The organism is Mesorhizobium sp. DCY119 (assembly GCF_003590645.1).
GTDB lineage: Bacteria > Pseudomonadota > Alphaproteobacteria > Rhizobiales > Rhizobiaceae > Mesorhizobium_M.
In genome coordinates this window covers 1,029,350-1,055,542 of sequence record NZ_CP031834.1, presented here as the reverse complement: position 1 = coordinate 1,055,542, position 26,193 = coordinate 1,029,350, and the positions used below count along the sequence as shown (strand labels likewise).

30 protein-coding genes and 1 other RNA gene are annotated in these 26,193 nt (G+C 63.2%); 17 read left to right on the top strand and 14 right to left on the bottom strand.

Features of this window, described 5'->3' with window-relative positions; genetic code table 11:
* Positions 1–18: 18 nt before the first annotated feature.
* The 6 genes from efp (at position 19) to DZG07_RS05045 (ending at position 5,088) form a co-directional block, all read left to right on the top strand.
* Positions 19–585 carry an elongation factor P gene (gene efp, locus DZG07_RS05070; protein ID WP_091909489.1) on the top strand — a complete coding sequence of 189 codons (567 nt, stop codon included), beginning with the start codon at positions 19–21 and terminating at the stop codon, positions 583–585.
* 23 nt (positions 586–608) lie between these two features.
* Entirely contained in the window at positions 609–1,409 is an 801-nt protein-coding gene (locus tag DZG07_RS05065; protein ID WP_091909486.1) for an inositol monophosphatase family protein, read from the top strand.
* 99 nt (positions 1,410–1,508) lie between these two features.
* Positions 1,509–2,213, top strand: a complete 705-nt coding sequence (locus DZG07_RS05060) for a hemolysin III family protein (protein WP_119814812.1) — start codon at positions 1,509–1,511, stop codon at positions 2,211–2,213.
* Between the two features lie 106 nt (positions 2,214–2,319).
* Positions 2,320–3,342 carry a MotA/TolQ/ExbB proton channel family protein gene (locus DZG07_RS05055; RefSeq protein ID WP_119814809.1) on the top strand — a complete coding sequence of 341 codons (1,023 nt, stop codon included), beginning with the start codon at positions 2,320–2,322 and terminating at the stop codon, positions 3,340–3,342.
* On the top strand, positions 3,342–4,370 hold the full coding sequence (locus tag DZG07_RS05050; RefSeq protein WP_091909477.1) for a peptidoglycan -binding protein: 1,029 nt from the start codon (positions 3,342–3,344) through the stop codon (positions 4,368–4,370). Before DZG07_RS05055 ends, DZG07_RS05050 begins: the two co-directional genes overlap by 1 nt.
* 190 nt (positions 4,371–4,560) lie before the next feature.
* Positions 4,561–5,088 (top strand): hypothetical protein, encoded by a 528-nt coding sequence (locus DZG07_RS05045; RefSeq protein WP_162931553.1) that lies wholly within the window; start codon positions 4,561–4,563, stop codon positions 5,086–5,088.
* 115 nt (positions 5,089–5,203) lie between these two features.
* Here DZG07_RS05045 and DZG07_RS05040 read toward each other — a convergent pair whose 3' ends face one another.
* Positions 5,204–5,557, bottom strand: coding sequence for a DUF1304 domain-containing protein (locus tag DZG07_RS05040; protein WP_091909471.1), 354 nt, complete (start codon positions 5,555–5,557; stop codon positions 5,204–5,206).
* A gap of 176 nt (positions 5,558–5,733) precedes the next feature.
* Between DZG07_RS05040 and DZG07_RS05035 the strand changes: the two genes are divergently transcribed.
* The gene (locus DZG07_RS05035) at positions 5,734–7,218 is read left to right on the top strand and encodes a carboxypeptidase M32 (protein WP_119814806.1); all 1,485 of its coding nucleotides are present in this window, start codon (positions 5,734–5,736) and stop codon (positions 7,216–7,218) included.
* A 166-nt stretch (positions 7,219–7,384) separates the two neighbouring features.
* Here the strand turns inward: DZG07_RS05035 and DZG07_RS05030 are convergent, their stop codons facing one another.
* Positions 7,385–8,332, bottom strand: a complete 948-nt coding sequence (locus DZG07_RS05030) for a transposase (RefSeq protein WP_119814803.1) — start codon at positions 8,330–8,332, stop codon at positions 7,385–7,387.
* Positions 8,333–8,671: 339 nt separating this feature from the next.
* On the opposite strand from DZG07_RS05030, the gene DZG07_RS05025 reads away from it, so the two are divergent.
* Positions 8,672–10,324, top strand: a complete 1,653-nt coding sequence (locus DZG07_RS05025; protein ID WP_119814800.1) for an FAD-binding dehydrogenase — start codon at positions 8,672–8,674, stop codon at positions 10,322–10,324.
* Positions 10,325–10,520: 196 nt separating this feature from the next.
* Here the strand turns inward: DZG07_RS05025 and DZG07_RS05020 are convergent, their stop codons facing one another.
* Both DZG07_RS05020 and DZG07_RS05015 read right to left on the bottom strand, forming a co-directional pair.
* Positions 10,521–11,399, bottom strand: a complete 879-nt coding sequence (locus DZG07_RS05020) for an MBL fold metallo-hydrolase (protein ID WP_119814797.1) — start codon at positions 11,397–11,399, stop codon at positions 10,521–10,523.
* Positions 11,400–11,666: 267 nt separating this feature from the next.
* Positions 11,667–13,469: an ABC transporter transmembrane domain-containing protein gene (locus DZG07_RS05015; RefSeq protein ID WP_119821422.1), complete on the bottom strand. Its 1,803-nt coding sequence runs from the start codon at positions 13,467–13,469 to the stop codon at positions 11,667–11,669.
* Between the two features lie 195 nt (positions 13,470–13,664).
* Here DZG07_RS05015 and rpmE point away from each other — a divergent pair, with 195 nt between their 5' ends.
* On the top strand, positions 13,665–13,886 hold the full coding sequence (gene rpmE / locus DZG07_RS05010) for a 50S ribosomal protein L31 (RefSeq protein ID WP_091909459.1): 222 nt from the start codon (positions 13,665–13,667) through the stop codon (positions 13,884–13,886).
* 323 nt (positions 13,887–14,209) lie between these two features.
* On the opposite strand, the gene DZG07_RS05000 is transcribed toward rpmE, so the two are convergent.
* On the bottom strand, positions 14,210–14,845 hold the full coding sequence (locus tag DZG07_RS05000) for a TetR/AcrR family transcriptional regulator (protein WP_119814794.1): 636 nt from the start codon (positions 14,843–14,845) through the stop codon (positions 14,210–14,212).
* Between the two features lie 91 nt (positions 14,846–14,936).
* Here DZG07_RS05000 and DZG07_RS04995 point away from each other — a divergent pair, with 91 nt between their 5' ends.
* The gene (locus DZG07_RS04995) at positions 14,937–15,782 is read left to right on the top strand and encodes an NAD(P)H-binding protein (protein ID WP_119821420.1); all 846 of its coding nucleotides are present in this window, start codon (positions 14,937–14,939) and stop codon (positions 15,780–15,782) included.
* Entirely contained in the window at positions 15,779–16,258 is a 480-nt protein-coding gene (locus tag DZG07_RS04990; protein ID WP_119814792.1) for an anthrone oxygenase family protein, read from the top strand. Before DZG07_RS04995 ends, DZG07_RS04990 begins: the two co-directional genes overlap by 4 nt.
* Positions 16,259–16,280: 22 nt before the next feature.
* On the opposite strand, the gene DZG07_RS04985 is transcribed toward DZG07_RS04990, so the two are convergent.
* The gene (locus DZG07_RS04985; protein WP_119814789.1) at positions 16,281–17,357 is read right to left on the bottom strand and encodes a D-alanine--D-alanine ligase family protein; all 1,077 of its coding nucleotides are present in this window, start codon (positions 17,355–17,357) and stop codon (positions 16,281–16,283) included.
* A gap of 164 nt (positions 17,358–17,521) precedes the next feature.
* Between DZG07_RS04985 and DZG07_RS23735 the strand changes: the two genes are divergently transcribed.
* Positions 17,522–17,683 carry a hypothetical protein gene (locus tag DZG07_RS23735; protein WP_162931552.1) on the top strand — a complete coding sequence of 54 codons (162 nt, stop codon included), beginning with the start codon at positions 17,522–17,524 and terminating at the stop codon, positions 17,681–17,683.
* Between the two features lie 12 nt (positions 17,684–17,695).
* On the opposite strand, the gene DZG07_RS04975 is transcribed toward DZG07_RS23735, so the two are convergent.
* Positions 17,696–17,986 (bottom strand): SelT/SelW/SelH family protein, encoded by a 291-nt coding sequence (locus DZG07_RS04975; protein ID WP_119814782.1) that lies wholly within the window; start codon positions 17,984–17,986, stop codon positions 17,696–17,698.
* Entirely contained in the window at positions 17,983–18,732 is a 750-nt protein-coding gene (locus DZG07_RS04970) for a YebC/PmpR family DNA-binding transcriptional regulator (RefSeq protein WP_119814779.1), read from the bottom strand. The genes DZG07_RS04975 and DZG07_RS04970 overlap by 4 nt, the downstream gene beginning before the upstream one ends.
* A gap of 182 nt (positions 18,733–18,914) precedes the next feature.
* On the opposite strand from DZG07_RS04970, the gene DZG07_RS04965 reads away from it, so the two are divergent.
* Complete coding sequence (locus DZG07_RS04965) at positions 18,915–19,721, top strand: MBL fold metallo-hydrolase (RefSeq protein ID WP_119814776.1); 807 nt, start codon at positions 18,915–18,917, stop codon at positions 19,719–19,721.
* A gap of 7 nt (positions 19,722–19,728) precedes the next feature.
* Here DZG07_RS04965 and DZG07_RS04960 read toward each other — a convergent pair whose 3' ends face one another.
* The 5 genes from DZG07_RS04960 to ssrS form a co-directional block, all read right to left on the bottom strand.
* Positions 19,729–20,493 carry a TerC family protein gene (locus DZG07_RS04960; RefSeq protein ID WP_091909441.1) on the bottom strand — a complete coding sequence of 255 codons (765 nt, stop codon included), beginning with the start codon at positions 20,491–20,493 and terminating at the stop codon, positions 19,729–19,731.
* A gap of 75 nt (positions 20,494–20,568) precedes the next feature.
* On the bottom strand, positions 20,569–21,393 hold the full coding sequence (locus DZG07_RS04955) for a YmdB family metallophosphoesterase (protein ID WP_119814773.1): 825 nt from the start codon (positions 21,391–21,393) through the stop codon (positions 20,569–20,571).
* The gene (locus tag DZG07_RS04950) at positions 21,390–21,632 is read right to left on the bottom strand and encodes a helix-turn-helix domain-containing protein (RefSeq protein WP_245429628.1); all 243 of its coding nucleotides are present in this window, start codon (positions 21,630–21,632) and stop codon (positions 21,390–21,392) included. Before DZG07_RS04950 ends, DZG07_RS04955 begins: the two co-directional genes overlap by 4 nt.
* Positions 21,633–21,814: 182 nt before the next feature.
* Complete coding sequence (locus DZG07_RS04945; protein WP_119814770.1) at positions 21,815–22,393, bottom strand: 5-formyltetrahydrofolate cyclo-ligase; 579 nt, start codon at positions 22,391–22,393, stop codon at positions 21,815–21,817.
* A 95-nt stretch (positions 22,394–22,488) separates the two neighbouring features.
* Positions 22,489–22,644: non-coding RNA, 6S RNA (gene ssrS, locus DZG07_RS04940), on the bottom strand.
* Between the two features lie 296 nt (positions 22,645–22,940).
* Between ssrS and DZG07_RS04935 the strand changes: the two genes are divergently transcribed.
* Complete coding sequence (locus DZG07_RS04935) at positions 22,941–23,780, top strand: MoxR family ATPase (RefSeq protein ID WP_119814767.1); 840 nt, start codon at positions 22,941–22,943, stop codon at positions 23,778–23,780.
* Positions 23,781–24,037: 257 nt separating this feature from the next.
* Complete coding sequence (locus DZG07_RS04930) at positions 24,038–24,484, top strand: GNAT family N-acetyltransferase (protein ID WP_119814764.1); 447 nt, start codon at positions 24,038–24,040, stop codon at positions 24,482–24,484.
* On the opposite strand, the gene DZG07_RS04925 is transcribed toward DZG07_RS04930, so the two are convergent.
* Positions 24,462–25,373 (bottom strand): glycoside hydrolase family 25 protein, encoded by a 912-nt coding sequence (locus DZG07_RS04925; protein ID WP_245429585.1) that lies wholly within the window; start codon positions 25,371–25,373, stop codon positions 24,462–24,464. The genes DZG07_RS04930 and DZG07_RS04925 overlap by 23 nt on opposite strands.
* Between DZG07_RS04925 and DZG07_RS24175 the strand changes: the two genes are divergently transcribed.
* Complete coding sequence (locus DZG07_RS24175) at positions 25,360–25,587, top strand: hypothetical protein (RefSeq protein WP_245429584.1); 228 nt, start codon at positions 25,360–25,362, stop codon at positions 25,585–25,587. The two genes, DZG07_RS04925 and DZG07_RS24175, sit on opposite strands and share 14 nt — an antisense overlap.
* Before the next feature lie 171 nt (positions 25,588–25,758).
* Positions 25,759–26,190: a YeeE/YedE family protein gene (locus DZG07_RS04920; RefSeq protein WP_119814761.1), complete on the top strand. Its 432-nt coding sequence runs from the start codon at positions 25,759–25,761 to the stop codon at positions 26,188–26,190.
* Positions 26,191–26,193 lie beyond the last annotated feature (3 nt).

Sequence of the window (26,193 nt, the reverse complement as noted above, 5' to 3'; positions counted from 1 at the left end):
CTCCGGAACTTTACAACAATGGCCAAGATCAACGGCAACGAAATCCGTCCCGGCAACGTCATCGAGCACGATGGCGGCCTCTGGGTGGCGGTCAGGACCAATCACGTCAAGCCCGGCAAGGGCGGCGCATACAACCAGGTCGAGCTGAAGAACCTCATCAACGGCACCAAGCTCAACGAGCGCTTCCGCTCGGCTGAGACCGTCGAGAAGGTGCGGCTCGAGCAGAAGGACTTTTCGTTCCTCTACGAGCAGGGTGAATCCCTGGTGTTCATGGACACCCAGAGCTACGAGCAGCTCGAGCTCCTGAAGGACTTCGTCGGCGATCGCGCTGCCTTCCTCCAGGACGGCATGATGGTCACCGTCGAGCTCTACGAAGAGCGCCCGATCGGCATCGCGCTGCCCGACCAGGTGACGCTGACGATCACCGAAGCCGACCCGGTCGTGAAAGGCCAGACGGCTGCATCGTCCTACAAGCCGGCAGTGCTGGAAAACGGCGTGCGCGTTCTGGTTCCGCCCTTCATCGGCTCGGGCGAACGCATCGTCGTCGACACCAACGAAATCACCTATATCCGCCGCGCCGACTAAGCGCAGCGTTCGGAGTCCTGCAGATGGCGCGTTCGGCGATCCTCAATGTCATGGTCCAGGCCGCTATGAAGGCCGGCCGCTCGCTGTCGCGCGACTTCGGCGAGGTCCAGAACCTTCAGGTCTCGATGAAAGGCCCCGGCGACTATGTCTCGCAGGCCGATCGCAAGGCCGAAGAGATCATCCACGCCGAACTGGCCAAGGGACGGCCGGGTTACGCTTTCCTGATGGAAGAGCGTGGCGTGGTGGCAGGCGAGGACGACCAGCACCGCTGGATCGTCGATCCGCTGGACGGCACCACCAACTTCCTGCACGGCATCCCGATCTTCTCGATCTCGATCGCGCTGGAGCGTCAGGGCCAGATCGTCGCCGGCGTCATCTACAACCCGGCAATGGACGAGCTCTACACCGCCGAGCGCGGTGGCGGCGCCTTCATGAACGATCGCCGCCTGCGGGTCGCCGGTCGCACCAAGCTCACCGACTGCGTTATCGGCACCGGCGTGCCGCATCTCGGCCGCGGTCACCACGGCAATTTCCTGGTGGAACTGCGCAACGTCATGGGCGAAGTCTCCGGCATCCGCCGCCTTGGCTCGGCAGCGCTCGATCTCGCCTATGTCGCCGCGGGCCGCATGGACGGCTTCTGGGAAGAATCGCTGTCGCCCTGGGACGTCGCAGCCGGCATCCTGATGGTGCGCGAGGCCGGTGGCTTCGTCTCCGACAAGAATGGCGGCAATGATATGTTCGACACCGGCGCGATCGTCGCCGGCAACGAAACGATCCATCGTGCCCTGCTCAAGACGCTGAAGAAGCCGGTAGCGGCGCGCTGAAACGTCGGCATGTCTCCGCCGGAAGGCGCAAACCGTCGCCCCGTCTTCTCCCAATTGGCGTCTTGAAAAAGCCTGCCTCAGTCGTTCATATCGTCGGGTATGACGAAAGCCGCGCAACCGAACACTGATCGGAATGCAGAAAGCGCCCTCCCTCTCCCCGGGCGCTTTCATTATTCGCGCGCCGAACTGATCGCCGACGGCATCGTCCATGCGGTCGGTATCGTGCTCGCCATCGCTGCCGGCTCCGCACTTCTCGCAATCTCTGCCTTCCACGCCGGTCCGGGCGAATATATCGCCGCGGTCTTCTACGTCGTGTCGCTGCTCACGGTCCTGTCGATCTCGCTCGCCTACAATCTGTGGCCGATATCGCCGGCGAAATGGATCCTCCGGCGCTTCGACCACGCAGCCATCTATCTTCTCATCGCCGCGACCTACACGCCGTTCCTGGCCCAGTTGAACGACACCGCGCTGACGCGCCGGATGCTCATTCTCGTCTGGTCGGCGGCAGCCCTCGGCATCGCCCTCAAGATGCTTTTCCCCGGCCGCTTCGACCGTATCGCCGTCGGCTTCTATCTCGCCATCGGCTGGAGCGGTGTCGTGGTGCTTCAGCCCCTGCTGCATACGCTGCCGCCCGCAACGCTCATGCTGCTGCTGGCAGGCGGCATCGTCTATTCCTGCGGCGTGGTCTTCTTCGCGTGGCGGGGCCTGCGTTTCCAGAACGCCGTCTGGCACGGCTTCGTGGTGACCGGCGCCGGGCTGCATTTCGCCGCCGTATTGGATGTTCTGGTCGTCAATCGGCTCTGATATCGCGCTTCGCTTGCGACAAGCTGCGCCTTGCGTCTTTCAATTTCGTCACATTTCCGTTTAGAGTCGCGGGCAAGTTGATTGCGGGCACGGAATCGGAGCGGCAATGGCATTCATGAGAATTTTCGGGATAGGCGAAGCCTCCGATGCCGAAGGCTACGATCCCTACAAGCTGTCGAGCCCGCAGGTCTTCCTTCTCTCCATGGTGGTGTTCCTGGCCATCGTCGCCTTCATCGCGGCGATCCTGACGCGGCAGATTTCGTCGGCCTTCACCACCAATCCCGGTCTCAACGGCCTCATCCTCGGCGTACTTCTCATCGGCATCCTGCTCGCCTTCCTGCAGGTGACGCGGCTGTTCCGCGAAGTGCGCTGGGTAAACACCTTCCGCGCCGGCTCCGAGGAGGCAGAACCGGTGCTGCTGGCGCCGATGAAGGCGCTGCTCAGCCGCTCGTCGTCGATGGCTTTCTCGACCAGTTCGATGCGCACCATGCTGGATTCCATCGCCACCCGCCTCGACGAGACGCGCGACATCTCGCGCTATCTCATCGGCCTGCTTGTGTTCCTCGGCCTGCTCGGCACCTTCTGGGGCCTGCTGCAGACGATCGGCTCGATCGGCGAAACGATCCAGTCGCTCGACCCCGGCACCGGGGACACCGCCGCCGTGCTGGACTCCCTGAAGGCCGGTCTCTCCGCCCCCCTGGCCGGCATGGGCACGGCGTTCTCGTCCTCGCTCTTCGGCCTTGCCGGCTCACTGGTGCTCGGCTTCCTCGATCTGCAGGCAGGCCGGGCTCAAACGCGCTTCTACACCGAGCTGGAAAACTGGCTCTCCTCCGTCACCGACCTTTCCTCCGACATCCAGGTGGTCGCGCCCACCGGCAGCGGCTCGGCGGATGAAATCCGGGCTTTGTCGGAGAAGCTGCGCAACATGCAGGAAACCGGCGGCTCCAGCCCGCGCGTCGCCACCGCCATGGCAAATCTCGCCGACGGCATTTCCGGCCTGGTCAAGAACATGCGTTCCGAGCAGCAGATCATGCGCGACTGGGTCGAGGCGCAGTCGCAGGAACAAAAGGCGATGCGCAACACGCTCGAGAAAATCGCCGACGCGCTCAAGAAGCGGGAACATAACTGATGGCGCTTGGTCGTAGGCGCACCGACCGCCGCATCGACTACTGGCCGGGCTTCGTCGACGCACTGTCGACGCTGCTTCTGGCCATCATGTTCCTGCTATCGGTGTTCGTGCTGGCGCAGTTCCTGCTCAGCCGCGAAATCACCGGCAAGGACGCCGTGCTGAACCGCCTCAACTCGCAGATCAACGAGCTGACGCAGCTTCTGGCGCTGGAGAAATCCAGCACCCAGGACGCGCAGGATTCGCTCGCCAATCTGCAAGCCTCCCTGTCAGCCGCCGAAGCCGAGAAGAGCCGGCTCGAACAGCTCCTGTCACAAGGTGCCGGCGCGGGTGCTGCCGCCACTGCCCAGATCGGCACCTTGTCGGGCCAGCTCGACAATGAACGCCAGGTCAGCCAGCGCGCGCTGAGCCAGGTCGAACTCCTCAACCAGCAGATCGCAGCCCTGCGCAAGCAGATCGGCGCGCTGGAGGACGCACTCGGCGCTTCCGAAGCCAAGGATCGCGAATCCAACGTCAAGATTGCCGATCTCGGCAAACGGCTGAATGTCGCGCTTGCCCAGCGCGTGCAGGAACTGAACCGCTACCGCTCCGATTTCTTCGGCCGCCTGCGCGAAATCCTGTCCGACCGCGAAAACATCCGCATCGTCGGCGACCGCTTCGTTTTCCAGTCGGAAGTGCTGTTCCCGGTCGGCTCGGAGGTCATCAACGACGCCGGCCGCGGTGAGATGAAGAAGCTCGCCGACGCCATCATCGAACTGCAGAAGGAAATTCCGCCGGAGATCAACTGGGTGCTGCGCGTCGACGGCCACACCGACAACCGCCCGCTTTCCGGCACCGGCCGCTATCGCGACAACTGGGAGCTTTCTTCCGCCCGCGCCACCTCGGTGGTGAAATTCCTGATCGAAAACGGCGTGCCGGCCAACCGGCTGGTGGCCGCTGGCTTCGGCGAATTCCAGCCCCTCGACACCGCTGATACGGACGATGCGCGCAACAAGAACCGCCGCATCGAGCTGAAGCTGACAGAGCGCTAAAGCAGGAAAACAACGCCGAATTCATGCCATATTCGCTCAAATATGTTCGCAAATGCGGCATTTCCCATCAAACGCGAATTATCTTTTTGTAATTTGCGCGTGATGGGAGGCCGGGCGTAGCTTCGCCGCACAGGTCGGGAACTGCCGGCGATACTCCCATTCGCGACGCGACAGAACCGGACGGCCTGACTTGCGGGCGACATTGCCCGCCCGCGCAGAACAGAGGACGCAAATCATGCGCTCTTTTCTCATCAAGGCGGCACTCGCCGCAGCCCTCGCTTCAACCTCCTTTGCCGGGGCCTACGCAGCAGATCACTCCGGCGGCCATGGACATGAACACAACTTCGATGGTGATCGATTCAGCAGCGGGGACGACCCATCCACTCCGGATTCGATCGCCTCACAAACCGACGCTGCCCTGGGAACGCAGGTCATGCCTGCCCCGCAAGCCACGGCTGCGGTCCATCACGATCGGCTCGCCAGGATCGATCGCGAGATCAGCAGGGTCAACCACCGCATCATGCTCGATCGGCGGGATGGATATCTGAACAACGCCGAGGCGCGTAACCTGGAAAACCGTTCGAGGATGATCCGCACCGACGCACAGATGGTTGCCGAAAACCATCGCGGCGCCCTGCCTGAAGCCCGGTTCGACAGGCTGCAGACCCGCATCGCAAACCTTAACCGCACCATCCACCGGGATGTCGCCAACGCCTGACGGCTAAAGCAATTCCAGGAAAAGTGTGCAGCGGTTTTCCGTCCGGAATTGCGCAAATACAAAACGGCGGGCCGCTCCCAGTTGGCGGGGAGCGGCCCGCAATGCCGGCCAGAAATCACCAGCCGGCAAACAGCGCCACCAGCGCAAGCGCCGCCGGTGCCGCCTGAATGAAAAGGATCTTGCGGCTGACGGTCGCCGCTCCGAACAGGCCGGCAACGACGACGCAGATCAGAAAGAACGTCTTCACCGCAAAGCCGGCTTCCCCAAGCCACAGCCCCCAGATCAGCCCGGCTGCGAGAAACCCGTTATAAAGCCCCTGATTGGCCGCCAGCACTTTCGATGCGGTGGCAAACTCCGGCGTCAGGTTGAACGCCTTGCGCCCCGCCGGCGTGTCCCACGCAACCATCTCCAGATACATGAAATAAAGATGCAGCGCCGCCACCAGCGCGATCAGAATATTGGCGATCATTCGTTTGTCTCCCCCTCGCGACATGCGGCAAGTCCCGCCAGCACCATCATGATCACGCAGGATAGCGGTTCGGCAAGACCCAGCGGAGAGCTGGTGCATCACACGAGAAAGCTTGATGCTTGCGATCGTCCCCGACTTGGTGTCCTCTCCCGCCTTCCAAAAAATCCGGAGCAGCCATGTCTTTCGCCAAACTCGACCAACTCGGCCACAAGCTCGAAGCGCTGGAGCATGCGCTTGCCATTCTCGGTGCGGACGAGGCCACGCACATGGCTGTCGGCGGCGGCGAGAAGCGGGCCGAGGCGATGGCAGCCCTTGCCGGCATGCATCATCGCCAGGCGACAGCGCCGGAAATAGCCGACTGGATCGAAGCGGCCGAGGGCGAAACGCTGAGCGAGGAACAGCAGACGGCTTTGCGCGAATTCAGGCGGCAATACACCAACATGACCTGCCTGCCGACCGAGTTCGTCGAGCGCCAGACCACCGCGCGCATGCGCTGCGAGCAGCTCTGGCGCGACCTGCGCGCCAAGAATGATTGGGCGGGCTTCCTGCCCGCACTGGAAGGCGTCATCGCGCTGGTGCGCGAAGAGGCCGCCATGCGTGCCGAAGCGCTCGGCCTCGCCCCCTATGACGCGCTGATGGAGCAATACGATCCCGGCCATCGCGCCGGCGACATCACGCCGGTGTTTTCCGAGCTCAAGACCTTCCTGAAGGGCTTCGTGCCCGAAGCCCTTGCCGTCCAGGACGAGCGGCTGGCCAAGACACCCCTTCGCCCACTGTCCGGCGTCTATGCCATTGAGCGCCAGCGCGAGCTTGGCCTTGCCATGATGGCGGCGGTCGGCTTCGACCTCACCCATGGCAGCCTTTCCGTCTCGCATCACCCCTTCTGCGGCGGCGTGCCGAGCGATGTGCGCATCACCACGCGCTACAAGACGACCGAGTTCCTGTCGTCGCTGATGGGCGTGCTGCACGAGACCGGCCACGCCATGTATGAGCAGAACTTGCCCAAGCAATGGTCGCACTGGCCGCTGGGCAAGGCGCGCGGCATGGCCATGCATGAAAGCCAGAGCCTGTTCGTCGAAAAGCAGCTCGGCCGCAACCCGGCCTTCTGGGACTGGGCGCTGCCGCTGGTCGAGCAGCACCTCGGCGAACACTGGAGCAAGGCCGACATCCTTCCCCATGTCCATCTGGTCAAGCCCGGCCTGATCCGCGTCGACGCCGACGAGGTGACCTATCCCCTGCACGTCATCCTGCGCTTCGAACTGGAGCAGGATCTTGTTTCCGGCAAGCTCAACGCCGTCGACCTGCCGGAAGCGTGGGACGCAAAGATGCGCGACTATCTCGGCCTTTCCACCATCGACACGCCGCAGGATGGGCCGATGCAGGACGTGCACTGGCCAGGCGGCGCCTTCGGCTATTTCCCCTCCTACACGCTCGGCGCCATGATGGCCGCGCAGCAATGGGCTGCACTTGAAAAGCAGCATCCCTCCATCAACGACGATGTCGCCAAGGGCAAGTTCGACGCCGTTACCGACTGGCGGCGGCAAAACATCTGGTCGCAGGCATCGCGCTTTTCGACGCCGGAAATCATGGAGCACGCCACTGGCGAAAAGCTGAATGCGGCGTATTTCACGAGCCATTTGAAGGAGCGGTATGGGAGGTGAGGTAGACGGCGGGCGCTGGCGTCTCGCTGGAGTTGCCCCTCTCCGTCTCGGCTTCGCCGAGCCACCTCTCCCCATTTCATGGGGCGAGGAACCTAGATTCTGCGGGGCCGAGTCATTTCAGAACTTGGGTTCCTCGCCCCGCTCGCGGGGAGCAACCATGTTTGCATCATCGCGTATGGACTGGTGTCCAAGGTGTTCCCCTTGCGATGACGGCATTGGCCAGAATGGCGAGTTTTCGGGTTACTGCGACGATTGCCAGGAGGTGATGTTTGCCGGCGGCGCGCATGCGCTGATAGTGGGCCCGGAGATCTGGATTATGTTGGGATGCGGTGAACGCGCTCATGAACAGGCTCTTGCGCAGCCGTGTGCGTCCGGCGCGAATATGTCGACGGCCGCGCCTGCCACCGCTGTCGTCGTCGTAGGGCGCCACGCCGATGAGAGCGGCGATCTGGCCCCGGCCGATGCTGCCGAGTTCGGGCAGGCGGATAGCGAGCGACAGTGCGGTGCGCAGGCCGATGCCCTTGATGGAGACGAGCAAGTCGAGGCGATGCGCCAGCGTGGCGTCCTGGGCCGCTTGCCTGGCGATCAGCGCGATCCGGGCCTTGCGACGCGTCTCAAGGCGGGCGATGTCGTGTTCGTGCAGGCGCTTGAGCCGAGCGAGGATTGTCGTCTCCGCCATCGTCTTCAAGACGGCGATCCGCGCCTCCAATTGCTCAAGATAGGTCATCTCGGCATTGAGCTCGTCGAAGCGCGCATCCGGCAGCGGCGGCAGTTCCTCGATACTCGCCGTGAAGGCGGCGATCAGCGCCGCGTCGAGGCGGTCGTTCTTGGCCCATTGCAGCCGGCTCTTGGCGAAATGCCTGATCTGGCCGAGCTGGAAGCGCGCCGCCGCAACCGGCCCACGGCGCAAATGCGCCAAAAGCCGCCATTCATAACCACCAGACGCCTCGAAGCCGACACGGGCGACACGATGCTTCTTCAGGAAGGCATCGAGCTGTTTGAGCCCGGCCGCGTCATAGGCCACGCTCAGGAACGCAGTGCCGGGATAGAGCGCAATGTCCAGCTTCGTCTTGGACACATCGCATCCGGCGCAGATCATGCTAATCTCTACCATCTTCCTCGTCCCTGTCTTGGATTCGAACCGAAGCGTTCACGCAACCATGCGGGCCTGATGAAGAACCGGTCGCGATCTTGCTCCCCGCAGTCCAAAAGACTTCGAGATGGACGATCCGACAACCGGATGCCGGGTGGGCTGCTACCCACCCGGCAATCCAGTCTATACCGCAACTCAAACATCCAAGAGGTGGCTCGCGCAGCGAGACGGAGAGGCGCCCCTTTCTTTCTGCACGCCCCTTCCCCACCGTCACCCCCTCTCCCAGAATTTCCCGCTTGATCTCAAAACCCATTCCCCCAAACTGCTCGCGGCACCAAGCCGCCTTGGGAGGGGAGCAAGATGGCAGAACAGGCAGATGCGATCATTGTCGGCAGCGGGCTGGCAGGGTTGGTGGCGGCGGCTGAGCTTGCCGATGCCGGCAAGCGCGTCATCATCCTCGAGCAGGAAGGCGAGAACTCTCTTGGCGGGCAGGCCTTCTGGTCGCTCGGCGGATTGTTCTTCGTAGACAGTCCCGAGCAGCGGCGGTTGCGCATCAGGGACAGCCGCGACCTCGCGCTGCAGGACTGGCTCGGCTCGGCGCAATTCGACCGCGCCGAGGATTTCTGGCCGCGAAAAGTCGCGGAAGCCTTTGTCGATTTCGCCGCCGGCGAGATGCGGCCATGGCTTCATGCGCAGGGCATGCGCTGGTTTCCGGTCGTCGGCTGGGCCGAGCGCGGCGGCGCGCTGGCGCATGGCCACGGCAATTCCGTACCGCGCTTCCACATCACCTGGGGCACCGGGCCCGGCGTTCTGGAGCCTTTCGTCCGCCGCGTACGCGAGCATGTTTCCACTGGCCGCATCGAACTCAAATTCCGCCATCAGGCAAGCCGGCTGATCAAGACCCGGGGCGCGGTCACCGGTGTTGCCGGCGAAATACTCGAGCCATCGACAGTCGAGCGCGGCCAGCAATCCGGGCGTAGCGTGATCGGCGAGTTCGAGCTGAATGCCAATGCCGTCATCGTCACTTCCGGCGGCATTGGCGGCAATTTCGATCTGGTCAGGAAGAACTGGCCGAAGGATCGCCTTGGCCCACCGCCGAAAAACATGATTGCCGGGGTGCCGCATCATGTCGACGGCCGCATGGTGGCGATCACGCAAAAGGCCGGCGGCGCGGTCATCAATGGCGATCGCATGTGGCACTACACCGAGGGCGTCAAGAACTGGGCGCCGATCTGGCCGAACCACGGCATTCGCATCCTGCCCGGGCCATCCTCGCTGTGGCTCGATGCCACCGGCAATCGCCTGCCTGCGCCCTACCTGCCCGGCTTCGACACGCTGGGCACGCTGAAGCACATCCTTTCGACCGGCTACGACTATTCCTGGTTCGTGCTGACGCAGAAGATAATCAAGAAGGAATTCGCCCTTTCCGGCTCCGAGCAGAACCCGGATTTCACCTCGAAAAGCTGGCGCGCCGTGCTGAAAAGCCGCCGGGCCAAGGGCGCGCCGCCGCCGGTCGAAGCCTTTAAGCAGCATGGCGAGGATTTCATCGTCAGGGACAATCTCAGCGATCTGGTCGAGGCCATGAACACCCTGACCGGCGAGAGACTCATCGACCAAGACCATCTGCTGATGCAGATCGAAGCGCGCGACCGCGAGATCGACAACCCCTTCGCCAAGGACGCGCAGATCACCGCCATCAACGGCGCGCGCACCTATCTCGGCGATAAGCTGATCCGCACGGCCAAGCCGCACAAAATCCTCGACCCGGCCAACGGCCCGCTGATCGCCGTGCGGCTCAACGTGCTGACCCGCAAGACGCTGGGCGGCCTGCACACCAACCTCGACTCACAGGTGCTGGACAAGAATGGCGAGCCGATCCCCGGTCTCTACGCAGCCGGCGAAGTCGCCGGCTTCGGCGGCGGCGGCTATCACGGCTACAACGCGCTGGAGGGGACTTTTCTGGGCGGCTGCATATTTTCGGGCAGGAATGCCGGGAGGCATGCGGGGCGGTAGCGGGGCACAAAGGCCCCTCTCCGTCTCGGCTTCGCCGAGCCACCTCTCCCCATTTCATGGGGCGAGGAACTCAAGTCCTGAAATGTCGCAACCTCGCAGAACCTAGGTTCCTCGCCCCCGCAAAGCGGGGGAGAGGTGGCTCGGCAAAGCCGAGACGGAGAGGGGGAACCTAGACGCTACCCGCCCGGCCGCTCCCTCACCAAACCGCCCCATCCAGCGCGTCCAGCGGAAACTTCAGATAGCGCTTGCCGTTCGCCTCCGGCTCCGGCAGGCGCGCGCCGTTGATGTTGACCTGCAGCGCATGAAGAATGAGCTTGGGCATCGGCAGCGTCCTGTCGCGCGCCTCGCGCACGGTGACGAACTCGGCCTCGGTCCTATTCTGCGTCAGGTGCGCGTTCTCCCGCTTCTGCTCCGCCACCGTGCTTTCCCAGCGCGGCTCGCGCCCGCTGGGCTGATAATCATGACCGGTGAACAGCCGCGTATCCTCCGGCAACGCCAGAATGGCCTGGATCGACCGCCACAGCCGGCTCGCGCTGCCGCCCGGAAAATCCGCCCGCGCCGAACCGCTGTCGGGCATGAACAGCGTGTCGTGGATGAAGGCGGCATTGCCGACGACATAGGTGATCGAGGCCAGCGTGTGCCCCGGCGAATGCATGACGGAAACGTCGAGATTGCCGATCCTGAACCGCTCGCCGTCAGCGAAAAGCCGGTCCCATTGCGAACCATCAACCGCCAGTTCCGGCCAATTATAGATATCGCGCCAAAGCTTCTGCACCTCAACGATCCGCTCCCCGATCGCCATGGGTGCGCCGGTCTTTTGCTTCAGATAGGCAGCTGCGGAAAAATGGTCGGCATGGGGATGGGTGTCGAGAATCCACTCCAGTTCCAGCTTTTCCGTAGCGATATGGTCGAGCAGCCGGTCGGCATTGCCGGTGCCGGTCGCGCCGGACTTTTCATCGAAATCCAGCACCGGGTCGATGATCGCGCATTTGCGCGTCGCGGGATCGGCCACGACATACTGGACCGAAAACGTGCGTTCATCGAAAAACGCCGAAACAAGAGGATTATTTTCCACGAATCTTTCCTGAAATGCAAAGCCATGCCAATTTTTCCCCGGAATGAAGCATACCGGCCATGGAAAAGGCAATCGCCACGATCGACGCAGGGTCGTCTTGAAGGCGTAGGTTTAGGATGCGCCCAGGATGCGTTGAGATTCAGGTCAGGACGAGGCGAAAATGGTGGATTTCGAGAACCGGAACGGAGCGTACGTTTGGGTACGTGAGTACCGGAAGCGCAGAAAGCCGCCATTTGCAGGCCGTCATGGCCTGAATATCAGCGCATCCTATTCCGCCGCCTGAAACGCGGTCGCCCCCGTCTCGAACTGCAGCTTGGCAAGACCGGCATAGACGCCGCCCTTGCGCACCAGGCTGCGATGGGTGCCTTCTTCGACGATGCGCCCGCCATCCATCACCAGGATACGGTCGGCCTTCAGCACGGTCGCCAGCCGGTGCGCGACGACGATGGTCGTGCGGCCTTTCATCAGCCGTTCGAGCGCGGTCTGCACCAGCGTCTCGCTCTGTGCGTCGAGCGCCGAGGTTGCCTCGTCGAGCAGCAGGATCGGCGCATCGCGCAGGATGGCGCGGGCGATCGCCACGCGCTGGCGCTGACCGCCCGACAGCATGACGCCGCGCTCGCCCACCTGCGTGTTGTAGCCCTGCGCCAGCTTTTCGATGAACTCGTCGGCCAGCGCGTCCTTGGCCGCCACCTCGATCTCGGCCTGCGCGGCACCGGGCCGGCCGAAGCCGATATTCTCACCCGCCGTCGCTGCAAAGATGGTGACGTCCTGCGGCACGATCGCCGTGCGGTTGCGCACGGCCTGCGGATCGGCCTTGGCGATATCGACGCCGTCGATCAGGATGGAGCCGGAAACGGGATCGTAGAAGCGCAGCAGCAGCGCGAAGATCGTGCTCTTGCCGGCTCCCGATGGCCCGACAATGGCAACCGTCTCGCCCGGATTGATGGTGAAGCTGACGCCGTGCAGCGTCGGCCGGTCCGGCCGCGCCGGGTAGGCGAAGGAAACGTCGCGGAATTCGACGAGACCCCGCGCCGGGCTTGGCAGCGGCAGCGGGTTCGCAGGAGCTGCGATCGCGGGCTCCTCGGCCAGGATCTCGGTCAGCCGCTCAGCCGCGCCTGCCGCCTGCGCCAGTTCGCCCCAGACTTCCGACAGCGCGCCGAGCGCACCGGCGGCGAACACCGAATAGAGCAGGAACTGGCCGAGCGTGCCGGCCGACAGCGTGCCCGAGAGCACATCACGCGAGCCGAACCACAGCACCGCCACGACCGAGGCGAAGATGGTGAAGATGGCGAAGAAGGTCAGGAACGACCGCGCAAAGACGGACGAGCGCGCCGCCTCGAAAGCCGTATCCACGGCCTTCGCAAATCGCCCGGTCACCAGCTTCTCGTTGGTGAAAGCCTGCAGGATGCGCATCGCGCCGATCTGCTCGCTGGCATAGGCGGTCGCTTCTGCAAGCGTGTCCTGCGCCGCGCGCGACTTGCGCCGCACCGAACGCCCGAAGGCGACCAGCGGCAGCACGATGACGGGAATGGCGACCAGCACGAGGCCGGAAAGCTTGGGGCTGGTCACCACCATCATGCCGACCGCGCCGAGGCCGAGAATGACGTTGCGCAGCGCCATCGAAGCGGTTGCCCCGACTGCCGACTTCACCTGCGTCGTGTCCGCCGTCAGCCGCGAGATGATCTCGCCCGACTGCGCCGTGTCGAAGAAGGACGGCGAAAGCTTGGTCACATGGGAAAAAACGTCGCGGCGCACATCCGCCACCACCCGCTCGCCCAGCGTGATGACGAAATAGTAGCGGCAGGCCGAGGCGAGCGCGAGCAGCGCCGCCATCACCACCAGCATCGAGAAATAATTGGCGATGAAGCCGGAATCGGAGGTCGAAAAGCCGTGGTCGATCATCCGGCGCACGGCAATCGGCAGCGCCAGCGTCACACCGGCAGCGGTCGCCAGTGAAATACAGGCGCCGACCACCATGCCGCGATAACGCATGATATAAGGGGAAAGCCGTCGCAGCGGCTGAAGCGAACGCCGGCGATCTTCCTCCGCGCTGCGCCCTGTCTCAGCCATGTTGCCATCCCTGTGCAGCCGCATCTGGCAAAAGCGCCGAGTGCGGCCTTGTGATTCATTTTCGCCTGATGTATAGGCACCGCGACCGTTTTAGAAGCCGTGGCTCTTCAATAGCTGCGGCTTCGAGTTTTCAAAAGAGGCGCATCGCCGCAGGCGCAAGCCGTGAGCCGCAGCGCGACAGCCAGGAACAGACCGATGAAGACCGATATCCATCCCGACTACCACACCATCAAGGTCGTCATGACCGACGGCACCGAGTACCAGACCAAGTCTACCTGGGGCAAGGAAGGCGACACGATGAACCTCGACATCGACCCTTCGACCCACCCGGCATGGACCGGCGGCCAGCAGACCCTGCTCGACCGCGGCGGCCGTCTCTCGAAGTTCAAGAAGCGCTACGAAGGCCTCGGCATGTAAGCTGGATCTTCGGATCGAGATTGAAAAACCCGCCTTCGAGGCGGGTTTTTTGTTTTGGACCCCAGGTCACAGCAACAGCGATCTGGTCAAGAAGGACCAACTCGCAAAGGTAGGCGCTGCCCCTCATCCCGCTGCCGCGACCTTCTCCCCGTATAGTGACGGGGAGAAGGGGACTTCCGCTACGGCTAGCATAATCATCAACGTTGAGAATATTTGCACCAGCGGCAATGACAGCCTTCTTCTCCCCGTCACTATACGGGGAGAAGGTGCCGGCAGGCGGATGAGGGGCAGCACCGGCGTAACGGAAGAAGCCTCCTTTCCCCTCACCCCGCCTCCATCTCCCGCAGCACCATGCGCTTGTAATTCTCCACCAGCGCGTCGCCCTCCTCACGCTCGACCGAGATCGCCAGCCGCATCGTCGATTCGCCCAGCGACATGATGAGAAACGCCGAGCGATCAAGCTCCGCTTCCTCCGCCTCGGGCCGCAGCCGCTTCAGCACGGCAGAAAGCAGCGCGCCGTTGAGCCGGCCGCTTTCCAGTTCGACATCGCGCAAACCCTTGTCGGCCTGCGTGCCGAACCAGATGTCGCGGATCACCGGCTCGGCCAGGAACAGCCCGTAATAGATGTCGATGAGCCGGTCGAAGGCCACACGCAGCCCCGCCATATCGCGCACATCGGCAAGCTCGGCCTCGATGCATTCGCGCCCTTGCGCGTTGTAGCGCTCGGCCAGCATGCGCAGGATCGCGCCCTTGTCGGGGAAATACTGGTACAGCGAACCGATCGAAATCCCAGCATTTTCAGCCACTTCGCTCATGCGCATGGCATCGCTGCCGGTTGTTGCGATCAGCGCGGAGGCGACTTCCAATATGCGCTCCACCCGCTCACGGCTGCGCTGCTGCGTCGGGGCGCGGCGCGGCATGGTCGGCGTGTCTTCGGCAGGGGCTGGGCTCGGCTCCATAGTGTCCTCGATGCAATTCCGGTTGACAGCTATAATATGAGGGTTTATCACATTTGCAAATATGAGGATTACTCACATTATGGAGGAAGTGATGAACACGATCAACCAGACCACCAAACCGACCCTCATTCTCGGCGGCACCGGCAAGACCGGAAGCCGCGTCGCCCAACGCCTCACCGCACGCGGCCTGCCGGTGCGCATCGGCTCGCGCTCCGGCCAGCCGCCCTTCGACTGGAACGACGACAAGACCTGGAAGGCAGTGCTTGAAGGAGTTGGCGCCGTCTACATCACCTATTATCCGGACATCGCCGTACCGGGTGCCACCGAGGCTGTCGGCGCCTTTGCGCGGCTGGCGGTGGAAAACGGCGTGAAGCGGCTGGTGCTGCTTTCCGGCCGTGGCGAGCCGGAGGCACAGCGCGCCGAAGAGGAACTCAAGGCCTCCGGCGCCGACTGGACCATCCTGCGCTGCGCATGGTTCGCACAGAATTTCAGCGAGAGCTTCCTGATCGATCCTGTCCTGGCCGGCGAGATCGCGCTACCGGTCGGCGACGTGAAGGAGCCCTTCATCGATGCTGACGACATCGCCGATGCTGCCGTCGTCGCTCTCACCGAGCCCGGGCATGTCGGACAGCTCTACGAGATGACCGGCCCGCGCCTGCTGACCTTCGCCGAGGCCGCCGCTGAAATCGGCAAGGCGAGCGGGAGGGAGATCCACTATGAGCGGATTTCCCACGAAGTCTTCTTCGAGACGCTGCAGCAGGCTGGCATACCGTCGGAGTTCTTCGGCCTGATGACGGAACTGTTTACCGAAGTGCTCGATGGCCGGAACGCCCATGTCTCCGACGGCGCACAGCGCATTCTCGGCCGCGCACCGAAGGATTTTTCCGATTATGCTCGCGACACCGCCGCCACCGGCATCTGGGAGGAGAAAAAATGATCGCGCCACTCTTCATCGCCCTCACCTTCGCCGCCGCGCTGGGCAGCGGCATCATGGCGGGCCTGTTCTTCGTCTTCTCGACCACCATCATGGCGGCCCTTGCGCGCCTGCCCGCAGGCGATGGCGCAGCGGCAATGAACGCGATCAACGTCGTCATCCTCAACCCGCTGTTCCTGACAGCCTTCATGGGAACGGCGCTGATCTGCGCGATCCTCGCCGTCAAGGCGATCATCGGCTGGAGCGAACCCGGCTCAGCCTGGCTGCTTGCCGGCAGCCTGCTCTACATCGTCGGCATTCTTCTGGTGACGATGATCTTCAACGTCCCGCTCAACGACGCGCTGGCTGCCGCCGGCCCGGAAACCAGCGAAGGCGCCAGCCTGTGGACCCGTTACCTTGCCGAATGGCTGCCGTGGAACCATGTTCGCACGGTCAGCGGCATAGCCTCGCTCGCCTGCTTCATCATGGCGCTGCGGTAGAAGGAGGCTGCGGCGGGCCGTGTCAGCCCTGCCGCTGCCAGCGCGCCACCGCATGATCGATCAGCCGGCCGACGAGGTCGGGATAGGCGATACCGCTGGCGGCCATCGTCTTCGGATACATGCTGATATTGGTGAAGCCGGGGATGGTGTTGAGCTCGTTGACGAGTGAGCTGCCATCGGTGCGCACGAAGAAGTCGACGCGCGCCATGCCCTCGCAGCCGAGCGCCAAAAATGCCTTGCGGGCGATCTCCTGCAGCGCGGTCGTTGTCGCTTCCGGCAGATCGGCGGGAACGCGCAGTGCAGCGCCATCGGCATCCACATATTTGGCCTCATAGGTGTAGAAGCCGTGGCTTGCAGCCGGCTCGATCTCGCCCGGCACTGAAACGATGAACGTCCCATCGGCCTGCTCGAGCACTGCGAATTCGACTTCGCGCCCCGCCACGAATTCCTCGATCAGCACCTTGCGGTCATGCCTGAAAGCCTCGTCCAGCGCCTTGTCCAGCTCGGCAGCCGTTTCGGCCTTGCTCACGCCTACCGAAGAGCCCTGGCGCGCCGGCTTGACGAAAACCGGCAGGCCGAGTTCGGCCTTGACCGCTTCGAACGAAGGCCGCTCGCCGGCATGAACGGTCACGCCACGCGCCACGGGCACCCCCGCCGCCTTCAGCAGCCGCTTGGCCGCGTCCTTGTCCATGGCATTGGCCGACCCCAGAACGCCGCAACCGACGTAAGGAACATTCGCGGTCTCGGCCAGGCCCTGCACCGCGCCGTCCTCGCCGAACGGCCCATGCAGCACCGGGAAAAGGACGTCGATCTTCGGCAGTTCGAAAGGCGCAGCAGCATGGGGAACGGCAACCAGGCGTCCCTTGCCGCCCGGCAGGAGGCTCACCTCGGCGCCGGTTTCGGGCACCGAGGAAGGCAACGCGCCGTCGCCATCGAGCGAAGCCAGGAACCAGCGGCCGTCGCGGCCGATGCCGATCGGCACGATCTCGTATCTGGCGGTGTCTATCGCCTTGACCACGTTGCTCGCAGAAAGGATTGAAACCTCATGCTCGGCCGAGCGGCCGCCAAAGAGAATGGCGATGCGTGGTCTGGATGTCATTCCTGGTTCCCCTCACGATGAATTGCCGCCCCAGAATCAGGGGCGCATATCGAATGAAAGCCTATATGCGCTTTTCTGTGGCGGTGCGGGATCAGGTGACGGGTTGCCGATATGGTAGACTGCTTCGGCGCCGTCGTTTCAAGGCACTCGAAAGGAAATTCGCGATGAAAGACCCCTATTCCAACATGGCAGTCGGCATTGCCCTGGGCGTTGGTATGGGCACAGCCCTGGGAATCGCCTTCGATGATCTGGCGATGGGCATCGGCATGGGCATAGCCATCGGCGCCGGCCTTGGCGCAGCACTTGGTCCGCGTGGCGGCAAATGATCGAGCGGGCCGCTACTTGCGGTCCGAATGGCCGAGATCGCGTTCGGGATCAATGATATCGCGCACGCGCTGCTTCAGCACCTTGGCCTCGGGAAAACCCTCGTCGCGCTTGCGCTCCCAGATCAACGCGCCATTGCAGGTGATCTCGAAGACGCCGCCGGTGCCCGGCACCAACGCGACCTCGCCAAGCTCGGTGCCGAAGGTGGAAAGAAGCTCCTGCCCCAGCCACGCCGCGCGCAGCAGCCACATGCACTGGGTGCAGTAGGTGATTGCTACGCGGGCTTTTGGCGCGGCTTCGGTCATGCCGCGCTGAGCTTCGCCATCGTCTCTTCGTCGACCTCGAAATTGGCGTAGACGTTCTGCACGTCGTCATCGTCCTCGAGGGTGGCGACGAGCTTCAGGATCGACTGGGCGCGATCCTCGTCGACCGGAATGTTGTTCTGCGGCTTCCAGATCGCCTTCACCGATTCGGCTTCGCCGAGCGAGGCTTCGAGCGCCTTGGAAACCTCACCGAGATTCTCGAAAACGCAGAGGATGGTGTGGCCGTCCTCGTCCGACTGCACATCGTCGGCGCCCGCCTCGATCGCGGCATCCATCAGCTTGTCGGCGCTGCCGGCCGAGACCGGATAGAAAATCTCGCCGACGCGGTCCCACATGAAGGACACCGAGCCGGTTTCGCCGAGCGCCCCGCCGGACTTGGTGAAGGCCGCGCGCACATTGGACGCCGAGCGGTTGCGATTGTCGGTCAGCACCTCGACGATTACGGCAACGCCGCCGGGGCCGTAGCCCTCGTAGCGCACTTCGTCATAGTTTTCCGCATCGCCCGCCGACGCCTTGTTGATGGCGCGCTGGATATTGTCCTTCGGCATCGACACGGCCTTGGCGTTCTGCACGGCCAGCCGCAAACGCGGGTTCATCGCCGGGTCGGGCACGCCGACCTTGGCGGCGACGGTGATTTCGCGCGCCAGCTTGGAAAACATTTTCGAGCGCACCGCGTCCTGACGGCCCTTGCGGTGCATGATGTTCTTGAATTGTGAATGGCCGGCCATGGGACCCCTTAGTCTTTACTCGGCTATCTGGAATGGGCCGGCTTATAAACCAGAATGACGGTGAACGTCCAGAAGTACCGGCGTTTGCCGCCCTCGCGAAAACGTGACTCCCGATAATGCCCCGTAGCCGGTCATATTGCATTGCCGCATCATTCATCGCCGCCTGCGACGGGAGCCTTGGAATGCCAGCTTTTCGCCTTGCCTTTCTGCTCGCCTTCCTGCTCTGGCCATTGGCCGCATTCGCGCAGGAAGACCCGGTGCCGAGCCGCTGCATCGCCATCGCGCAGGCGCTGCCCGGCGTCACCTATGCGAATTTCACGCCGGCGCAGGCCAAGACCAGCGGCGAGGTGAAGATCACCTATGCCGGCCATTCCACCTACGTCATCGAAAGCCCCGCCGGCGTGCGCATTGCCACCGACTTCAGCGGCATCTATGGCAGCGATCCGCTGCCGCGCGTCGTCACCATGAACAAGGCACACCGCACGCACTACACCAACGCGCCCGACCCCGGCATCGAGCACGTGCTGCGCGGCTGGAACCCTGAAGGCGGGCCGGCGAAGCACAGGATCGTCGTCGACGATGTCTATATCCGCAACGTCCCGACCGACATCCGCAGCTGGGGCGGCGAGCTCGAACGCGACGGCAATTCGATCTTCATCTTCGAGGTGGCAGACCTGTGCATCGGCCATCTCGGCCATCTGCATACGCGCCTCAGCGACCAGCAATATGGCCAGATCGGCCGCCTCGACATCGTCATGGTGCCGATCGACGGCGGCCTGACCCAGTCGATCGGCTCTATCAGCGAGATCACGACGCGGCTTTATTCGTCAGTCGTACTGCCCATGCACCGTCACGCGACGCCGCTGGATGAATTCCTCCGCCGCGTGGGCGAAGGCTTCGCCGTCGACTTCCGCGACAGTCCCTCGTTCACGGTCTCGCTGAAAACCCTGCCGCGCCAGCCGACGATTGTCGTGCTGGAGGGGATTTGAGCAATGCTCAGTGCCCGCCGCCGCTTTTCGCCTTGCGCTTCCTCGCCAGCATGTTGAGCCCCTCGACCAGCGCCGAGAAGCCCATGGCGGCGTAGATGTAGCCCTTGGGCACATGGTAGCCCATGCCGTCGGCGATCAGCGTCATGCCGATCATCAAGAGGAAGCCCAGCGCCAGCATGACGATGGTCGGGTTCTTGGCAATGAATTTCGCCAGCGGATCGGCTGCCACCAGCATCACCGTCACCGCCGCGATGACGGCGATATACATGATGACGATCTCGTCGGTCATGCCGACGGCGGTGATGATCGAGTCGACCGAGAAGACCAGGTCGAGAACGAGAATCTGGAAGATCGCCGCGCCCATGGTCAGGTTCACCGTCTTGCCGACGATATCGTCCTTATGGTCGGTCGGGTCGACCGTGTGATGGATTTCCTTGGTCGCCTTCCACACCAGGAACAGGCCGCCCGCGATGAGGATGATGTCGCGCCAGGAGAAGCCGTGGCCAAGTGCGGTGAATACCGGCGTTGTCAGCTGCACGATGAAGGAGATCGTCGCCAGCAGTACCAGCCGCATGATGAGCGCAGCACCAATGCCGAGCTTGCGCGCCCGCGATTGCTGCTCGGGCGGCAGCTTGTTGGTCAGGATCGAGATGAAGATCAGATTGTCGATGCCGAGAACGATCTCCATGACCACAAGGGTCACAAGCGCGACCCACGCCGTCGGATCGTTCACGAAGGCGAAGTGCGGCGCCAGAAAGTCGATGATCGGCATCTGCTGAATGTCCCCTGACAATCTGAAAGAAAAATATTCCGGCAGAAGTAGGTAGGCTACAGGCTTACTTCAACGTCAAGACCAGAAAGAAGGCATTGTTTCTTCCAGGCGTGGCCCGAGCCGCAACGGCGCAACCCTCTCGGCAAGCCCGGTGCGGTCGGATATATCGGCGCCGAGCCCGCAAATCGTCGCAGGGCCGTTCGCGGCCTCGAAACGTCCCTTCGGCACTTTCGAAAGAAACCGGTTCAGCGGCTCTTCCTTGTCCATGCCGAGCGAGGAATCATAATCGCCGCACATGCCGGCGTCGGTCAGGTAGGCGGTGCCACCGTTGAGGATCTGGTGGTCGGCGGTCGGCTGGTGCGTATGCGTGCCGACGACGAGGCTGGCACGCCCGTCGACGAAATGCGCAAAGCACATTTTTTCGCTCGTCGCCTCGGCATGGAAGTCGATCACCACAGCATCCGCCTGCTCGCCGAGCGGGCAGGCGGCAAGCTCGCGCTCAACCGCCTGGAACGGATCGTCCAGCTCGGGATGCATGAACACCCGGCCCATGATGTTGGAGACGAACACCCGTGCGCCGTTCCTGGCGATATAGACGCCCGAACCGCGCCCCGGCGTGCCTTTCGGAAAATTCACCGGGCGCAGGAAGCGGTCCTCGCGCGGTGCGAATGTCAGCGCCTCGCGCTGGTCCCAGACATGGTTGCCGGTGGTCACGACATCGGCCCCGGCATTCAGCGTCTCGCGAAAGATTTCCTCGGTTATGCCGAAGCCGCCGGCGGCGTTCTCGCCATTGACGATGACGAAATCCAGCTTGAAGTCGGAAATCAGCCCCGGCAGCTTTTGCCACACCGCCGTGCGGCCGGATTTACCCACCATGTCCCCGAGAAAAAGAAGTCTCATGCAGCGTCCCGTGTTCCGAGCGCGCGCGATACGGTTTCCGGCTCCTTGGCGATAACGCGAAGATAGGCGCGCGCGGCCTGATCCGGTTCCGTCCTGCCCTGCTCCCAATCCCGCAACGTCCCCAGCGGGATCAGATAGCGGCTGGCAAATTCTTCCTGTGACAGATGTAGCGCGCGCCTGATGATCTTCACGCGCGGCACACGGCCAGGCGTGTTCAACGGCGCTTCGTCCAGCAGCATAGTGTCTGCGTCGTCGAGGGCAGCCGCCACCTCGGCAAAGCCCATGGACCGCAGCCGGTCCCAACCGCTCTTCATTTCAGCCTTGGCGTTCCTGATCATATGTTCTTTGTTCACGGCGCGTTGGAAATCAGTCTTATTCGCTCACCGCGCTCCGTGTAAACCACCGTTGTTCTGTCCGGTGGTCAAGCGTCGCCAAACCGGCGCAGGCCGCTTTCGGTCAGGATTTCCGGGATGATCACGTCATGCGGCTCGTCGGGCACCAGCGGCACCTCCTGGCAATCGAAGGCGATGCCGATCATGCGCGGGTCCAGGCCCTTGTCGCGCAGGCGTGAAATCGCCCGGTCGTAGTAGCCGGCGCCATAGCCGATGCGATGGCCGCGCGCGTCGAAGGCGGCCAGCGGTATCAGCATCAGCGACGGATCGAGCACTTCCGCATCCTCGGGCGGCCCTGCGGTGCCAAAACTCATCTCGACAAGCTCGGCGCCGCGCACCAGTTCGCGAAAGACGATCGTCGTCTTGTCGAGGATCGCCGGCAGGCAGAGCCGCGCACCCTTTTCGCGCAGGGAAAACATCAGCGGCCTGATATCGACCTCGGAGCGCATCGGCCAGAAAGCCGAGACGATCTGCCCCGGCTCGACCGGGATCGCAGCTGCCATATCCGCCATCTGCAGCGACGCCTCGATGCGCCACACCACCGGCAGCGCGTCGCGGCGCGCCAGCGCTTCCAGGCGCAGTTGTTTCTTGAGTGCTTTTTCCATCATCGCGCCCCTTATGCCGGGGCAGGATAAAAAATGCCAGTTCGAGGATGCCATCGCGGAAGCGACGTTTTTGAAAAGCGCAACGAAATTGGGGGAAGTGACGATCCACACAACCGGTGGAGAGAGCGATCCCGGGAACCTACAAAGTAGGTGGGCGCCGTATGAAAAGACCCACGGGTCTTCCCAGGGACAGCTCCCTAAGGATCGTTAAGGCCCCGGGGAAAATGTTCTCCTGCCGGGAAGCACAGACCGTCGTCGCTGAATATAGGACGCATCGAGGGTGCACGCCAGAGAATTGCCGGCTTGGAAAAAAATTTAGATGAAAGCGCCGGCGTTTTCTCCCCCCTTGAGGGGGAGATGGCGCGCAGCGCCAGAGGGGGTCGTTCATGCCGAGCGCAACGCAAAAAGAACGTCGAGCACTGCCGCAGCGACCCCACCCTGCGGCTTCGCCGCCACCCTCCCCTCAAGGGGTAGGGAAACGCGGGCACAACCCTTGCCCCGTCACCATCCCGCCCCTACTGTCTCGGCCAACACCAATCTGGAGTTAGGAATGCGTTTTGAAGGCACCTCGGCCTATGTTGCCGAAAAGGATCTGATGGTCGCGGTCAATGCGGCGATCGCGCTGGAGCGGCCCTTGCTGGTCAAGGGCGAGCCCGGCACCGGCAAGACCGAGCTTGCCAAGCAGGTGGCATCCGCCCTTGGCCTCGACCTGATCGAATGGCACATCAAATCGACCACCCGCGCCCAGCAGGGCCTCTACGAATATGACGCCGTGTCGCGCCTGCGCGACAGCCAGCTCGGCGACGACCGCTTCAACGACATCAAGAACTACATCAAGCGCGGCAAATTGTGGGAAGCCTTCGCCGCCGGCCGGAAGGTCGTGCTTCTGATCGACGAGATCGACAAGGCCGACATCGAATTCCCCAACGACCTGCTGCAGGAACTCGATAAGATGGAGTTCTTCGTCTACGAGACCGGCGAGACGATCCGGGCGGATGTGCGCCCCATCGTCATCATCACCTCCAACAACGAGAAGGAACTGCCCGACGCCTTCCTGCGCCGCTGCTTCTTCCACTACATCCGCTTCCCCGATGCCGACACGCTGACCAAGATCGTCGAGGTCCACTATCCCGGCATCAAGCAGAACCTCGTGCGCGCCGCCCTCACCCAGTTCTACGAAATCCGCGACGTGGCCGGCCTGAAGAAGAAGCCGTCGACCTCCGAGGCGCTCGACTGGATCAGGCTGCTGGTCGCCGACGACATCGACCCTGCCGACCTGCGCGCCGACCCGAAGAACGCCCTGCCCAAACTGCACGGCGCGCTTCTCAAGAACGAGCAGGACGTTCACCTGTTCGAACGGCTGGCGTTCATGGCGCGGCGGCAGGGGTAGCAAGTCCCCCTCTCCCTCTCGGCTTCGCCGAGCCACCTCGCCCCGCAAGCGGGGCGAGGAACCGGCACCCATTGAGGTTGCGGCTTTACAGAACTTGGGTTCCTCGCCCCCATGAAATGGGGGAGAGGTGGCTCGCGTAGCGAGACGGAGAGGGGGCGCTGAAGCGCGGACAACGCTTTTTCATCTCTGGACCGTTGGTAACAGCTTCGCACTCGGGCAGGCTCACCGCCAGCAACGACGATAGAAAGCGACAGCCAATGACCGAAGTCACCATCCGCCCGCTTGAACAGTCCGACCATGCCGAATGGCGCCGTCTCTGGACCGACTATCTGATCTTCTACAAGGCAACCGTGCCGGAGGAAGTCTACCAGACCACATGGAAGCGGCTGTTTACCGAAGGCGAGTACGAGCCCAAGGGTTTCATCGCGCTGCTCGACGGCAAGCCGGTCGGCCTGACGCACTATATGTACCACCGCTCATGCTGGTCGGTGGTCAACAACTGCTACCTTCAGGATCTGTTCGCCGACCCTGACGTGCGCGGCAAGGGCGTCGGTGCGGCGCTCATCGAGTCGGTCAAGCAGGAAGCCGCCAAGATCGGCGTCGCCAATGTCTACTGGATGACGCACGAGACCAACACCACCGCGCGCAAGCTCTACGACTACGTCGCGCGGCGCACCGGCTTCATTGAGTACGATCTGCTGTAAGCACCGCGGTCTGGTTCGACACCCAGCGGTGCCAGTCGCTCTCGCTGCCGTGGAAGACGTTGAGGTCGATCTTCCCGGCAACGCCATGCGACAGCCCGGACCCCGAATACTGCCAGAACACCCACTTGCGGCCGGGATAGACCTTGGACGGGTGCTGGGCGACGGCGCGGAGCCAGAACGGATAATCCTGGAATTCGCCCCTGAGATTGTCGCGGTAGAAATCCGGCGCGGTGTAGATGATCGGACGCTGGCCGTAGTGCCGTTCCAGCTTGTCCATGAAGACCTGCATCTTCTCCAGCACCTTGGCGCGCGACAGGCGGCGCTGGCATTTCGACTCGCCATTGTATTCGACGTCGATGACCGGCGGCAGCGCGCCTTCCACCTTCGGCACGTTGCGGATGAACCAGTCGGCCTGCTCACCGGCGGTGCGGCACCAGTAGAAGAAGTGATAGGCGCCGCGTTTCAGCCCGGCCTCCTGGGCGCCGCGCCAGTTTTTCCGGAACATCGGGTCGAGATGGTCGCCGCCGTCGGTAGCCTTGATATAGGCGAAGTTCGCGCCCTGGCTGCGCAGTCTCTGCCAGTCGATCTCGCCCTGCCAGCGCGAAACATCGACACCGTGCACAGCCAGCGCCCTGGGCGAGGCCTTGCCGAAATTGATCGGCTTGGCGTCGCGGAACTGGCGGCTGTAGATGCGGCTGCGCTCAAGCGGCACCATACCGGCCGATGGGTTGGCAGGCACCATCAGCGCGACCGGCTTCAACTCGGGCACCGGCATTCCTGCCGACTTGGACTCGACCGCAAGCGCCACCGCAGCCGGCGGAACCGGGGCAGCCGCCGCCAATGCCTGGTGCGGCAGCGTTTGCTGAGAATCGGCAATGACCGCACCCACGCTAGCCGCCGGCACCGGGCCGCTTGGCCTGACGACGGAACTTGTCGTTTCAAGCGACGGCTGCGCCAAGATGTCGCCCACGCCCGAACTGGATGTGCAGCCGGCAAAAGCCATGCAGGCGAAGAGGATTGCTGAAACTCCTGAGAAACGCATAGACACCCGCACGCAAACAAACACGTCGACAGCCAGGGAAAACGCCATCGAACCCCACTGACGGAAATTCCTAACGACAAATTACCAAGAAAGGTTGAATCCCCCCGTTAACCACGACAACTCGAAAGACACTGATGCTCGCATGCATACCGGCGATTTCATTGGATGCGATTTGCTGTAGCATCGACCGCCGCGTGGCCACGCAAGCCCATCGGCTCCATCGGAGGTATCCATGACTGAATTCACGCCGTTCGCTTCATTGATCGGCGGTGCCCTCATCGGCCTTTCCGCCGTGCTGCTGATGGCTCTGGACGGCCGTATCGCCGGGATCAGCGGCATAGCCGCGCGCCTGCTGCCGCCCTATCGGGATGGCACAGGCACCCTGTCGGCGCTCGCTTTCGTGGCGGGCCTCGTCTGTGCACCCTTCGTCGTGATGGCCGTGACTGGCCAGCCCGTCCTGCAGACGGTTTCATCGAACCTGCCCCTCATGGCCATCGCCGGCTTGCTGGTCGGCTTCGGCGCGAACCTCGGCGGCGGCTGCACCAGCGGGCACGCCGTCTGCGGCATATCGCGTCTCTCGACACGCTCGATCGTCGCTACGGTCACCTTCATGGCCACCGCCTTCATCACGGTCTTCGTCGTGCGTCACATGGTTGGAGGCTGAGCC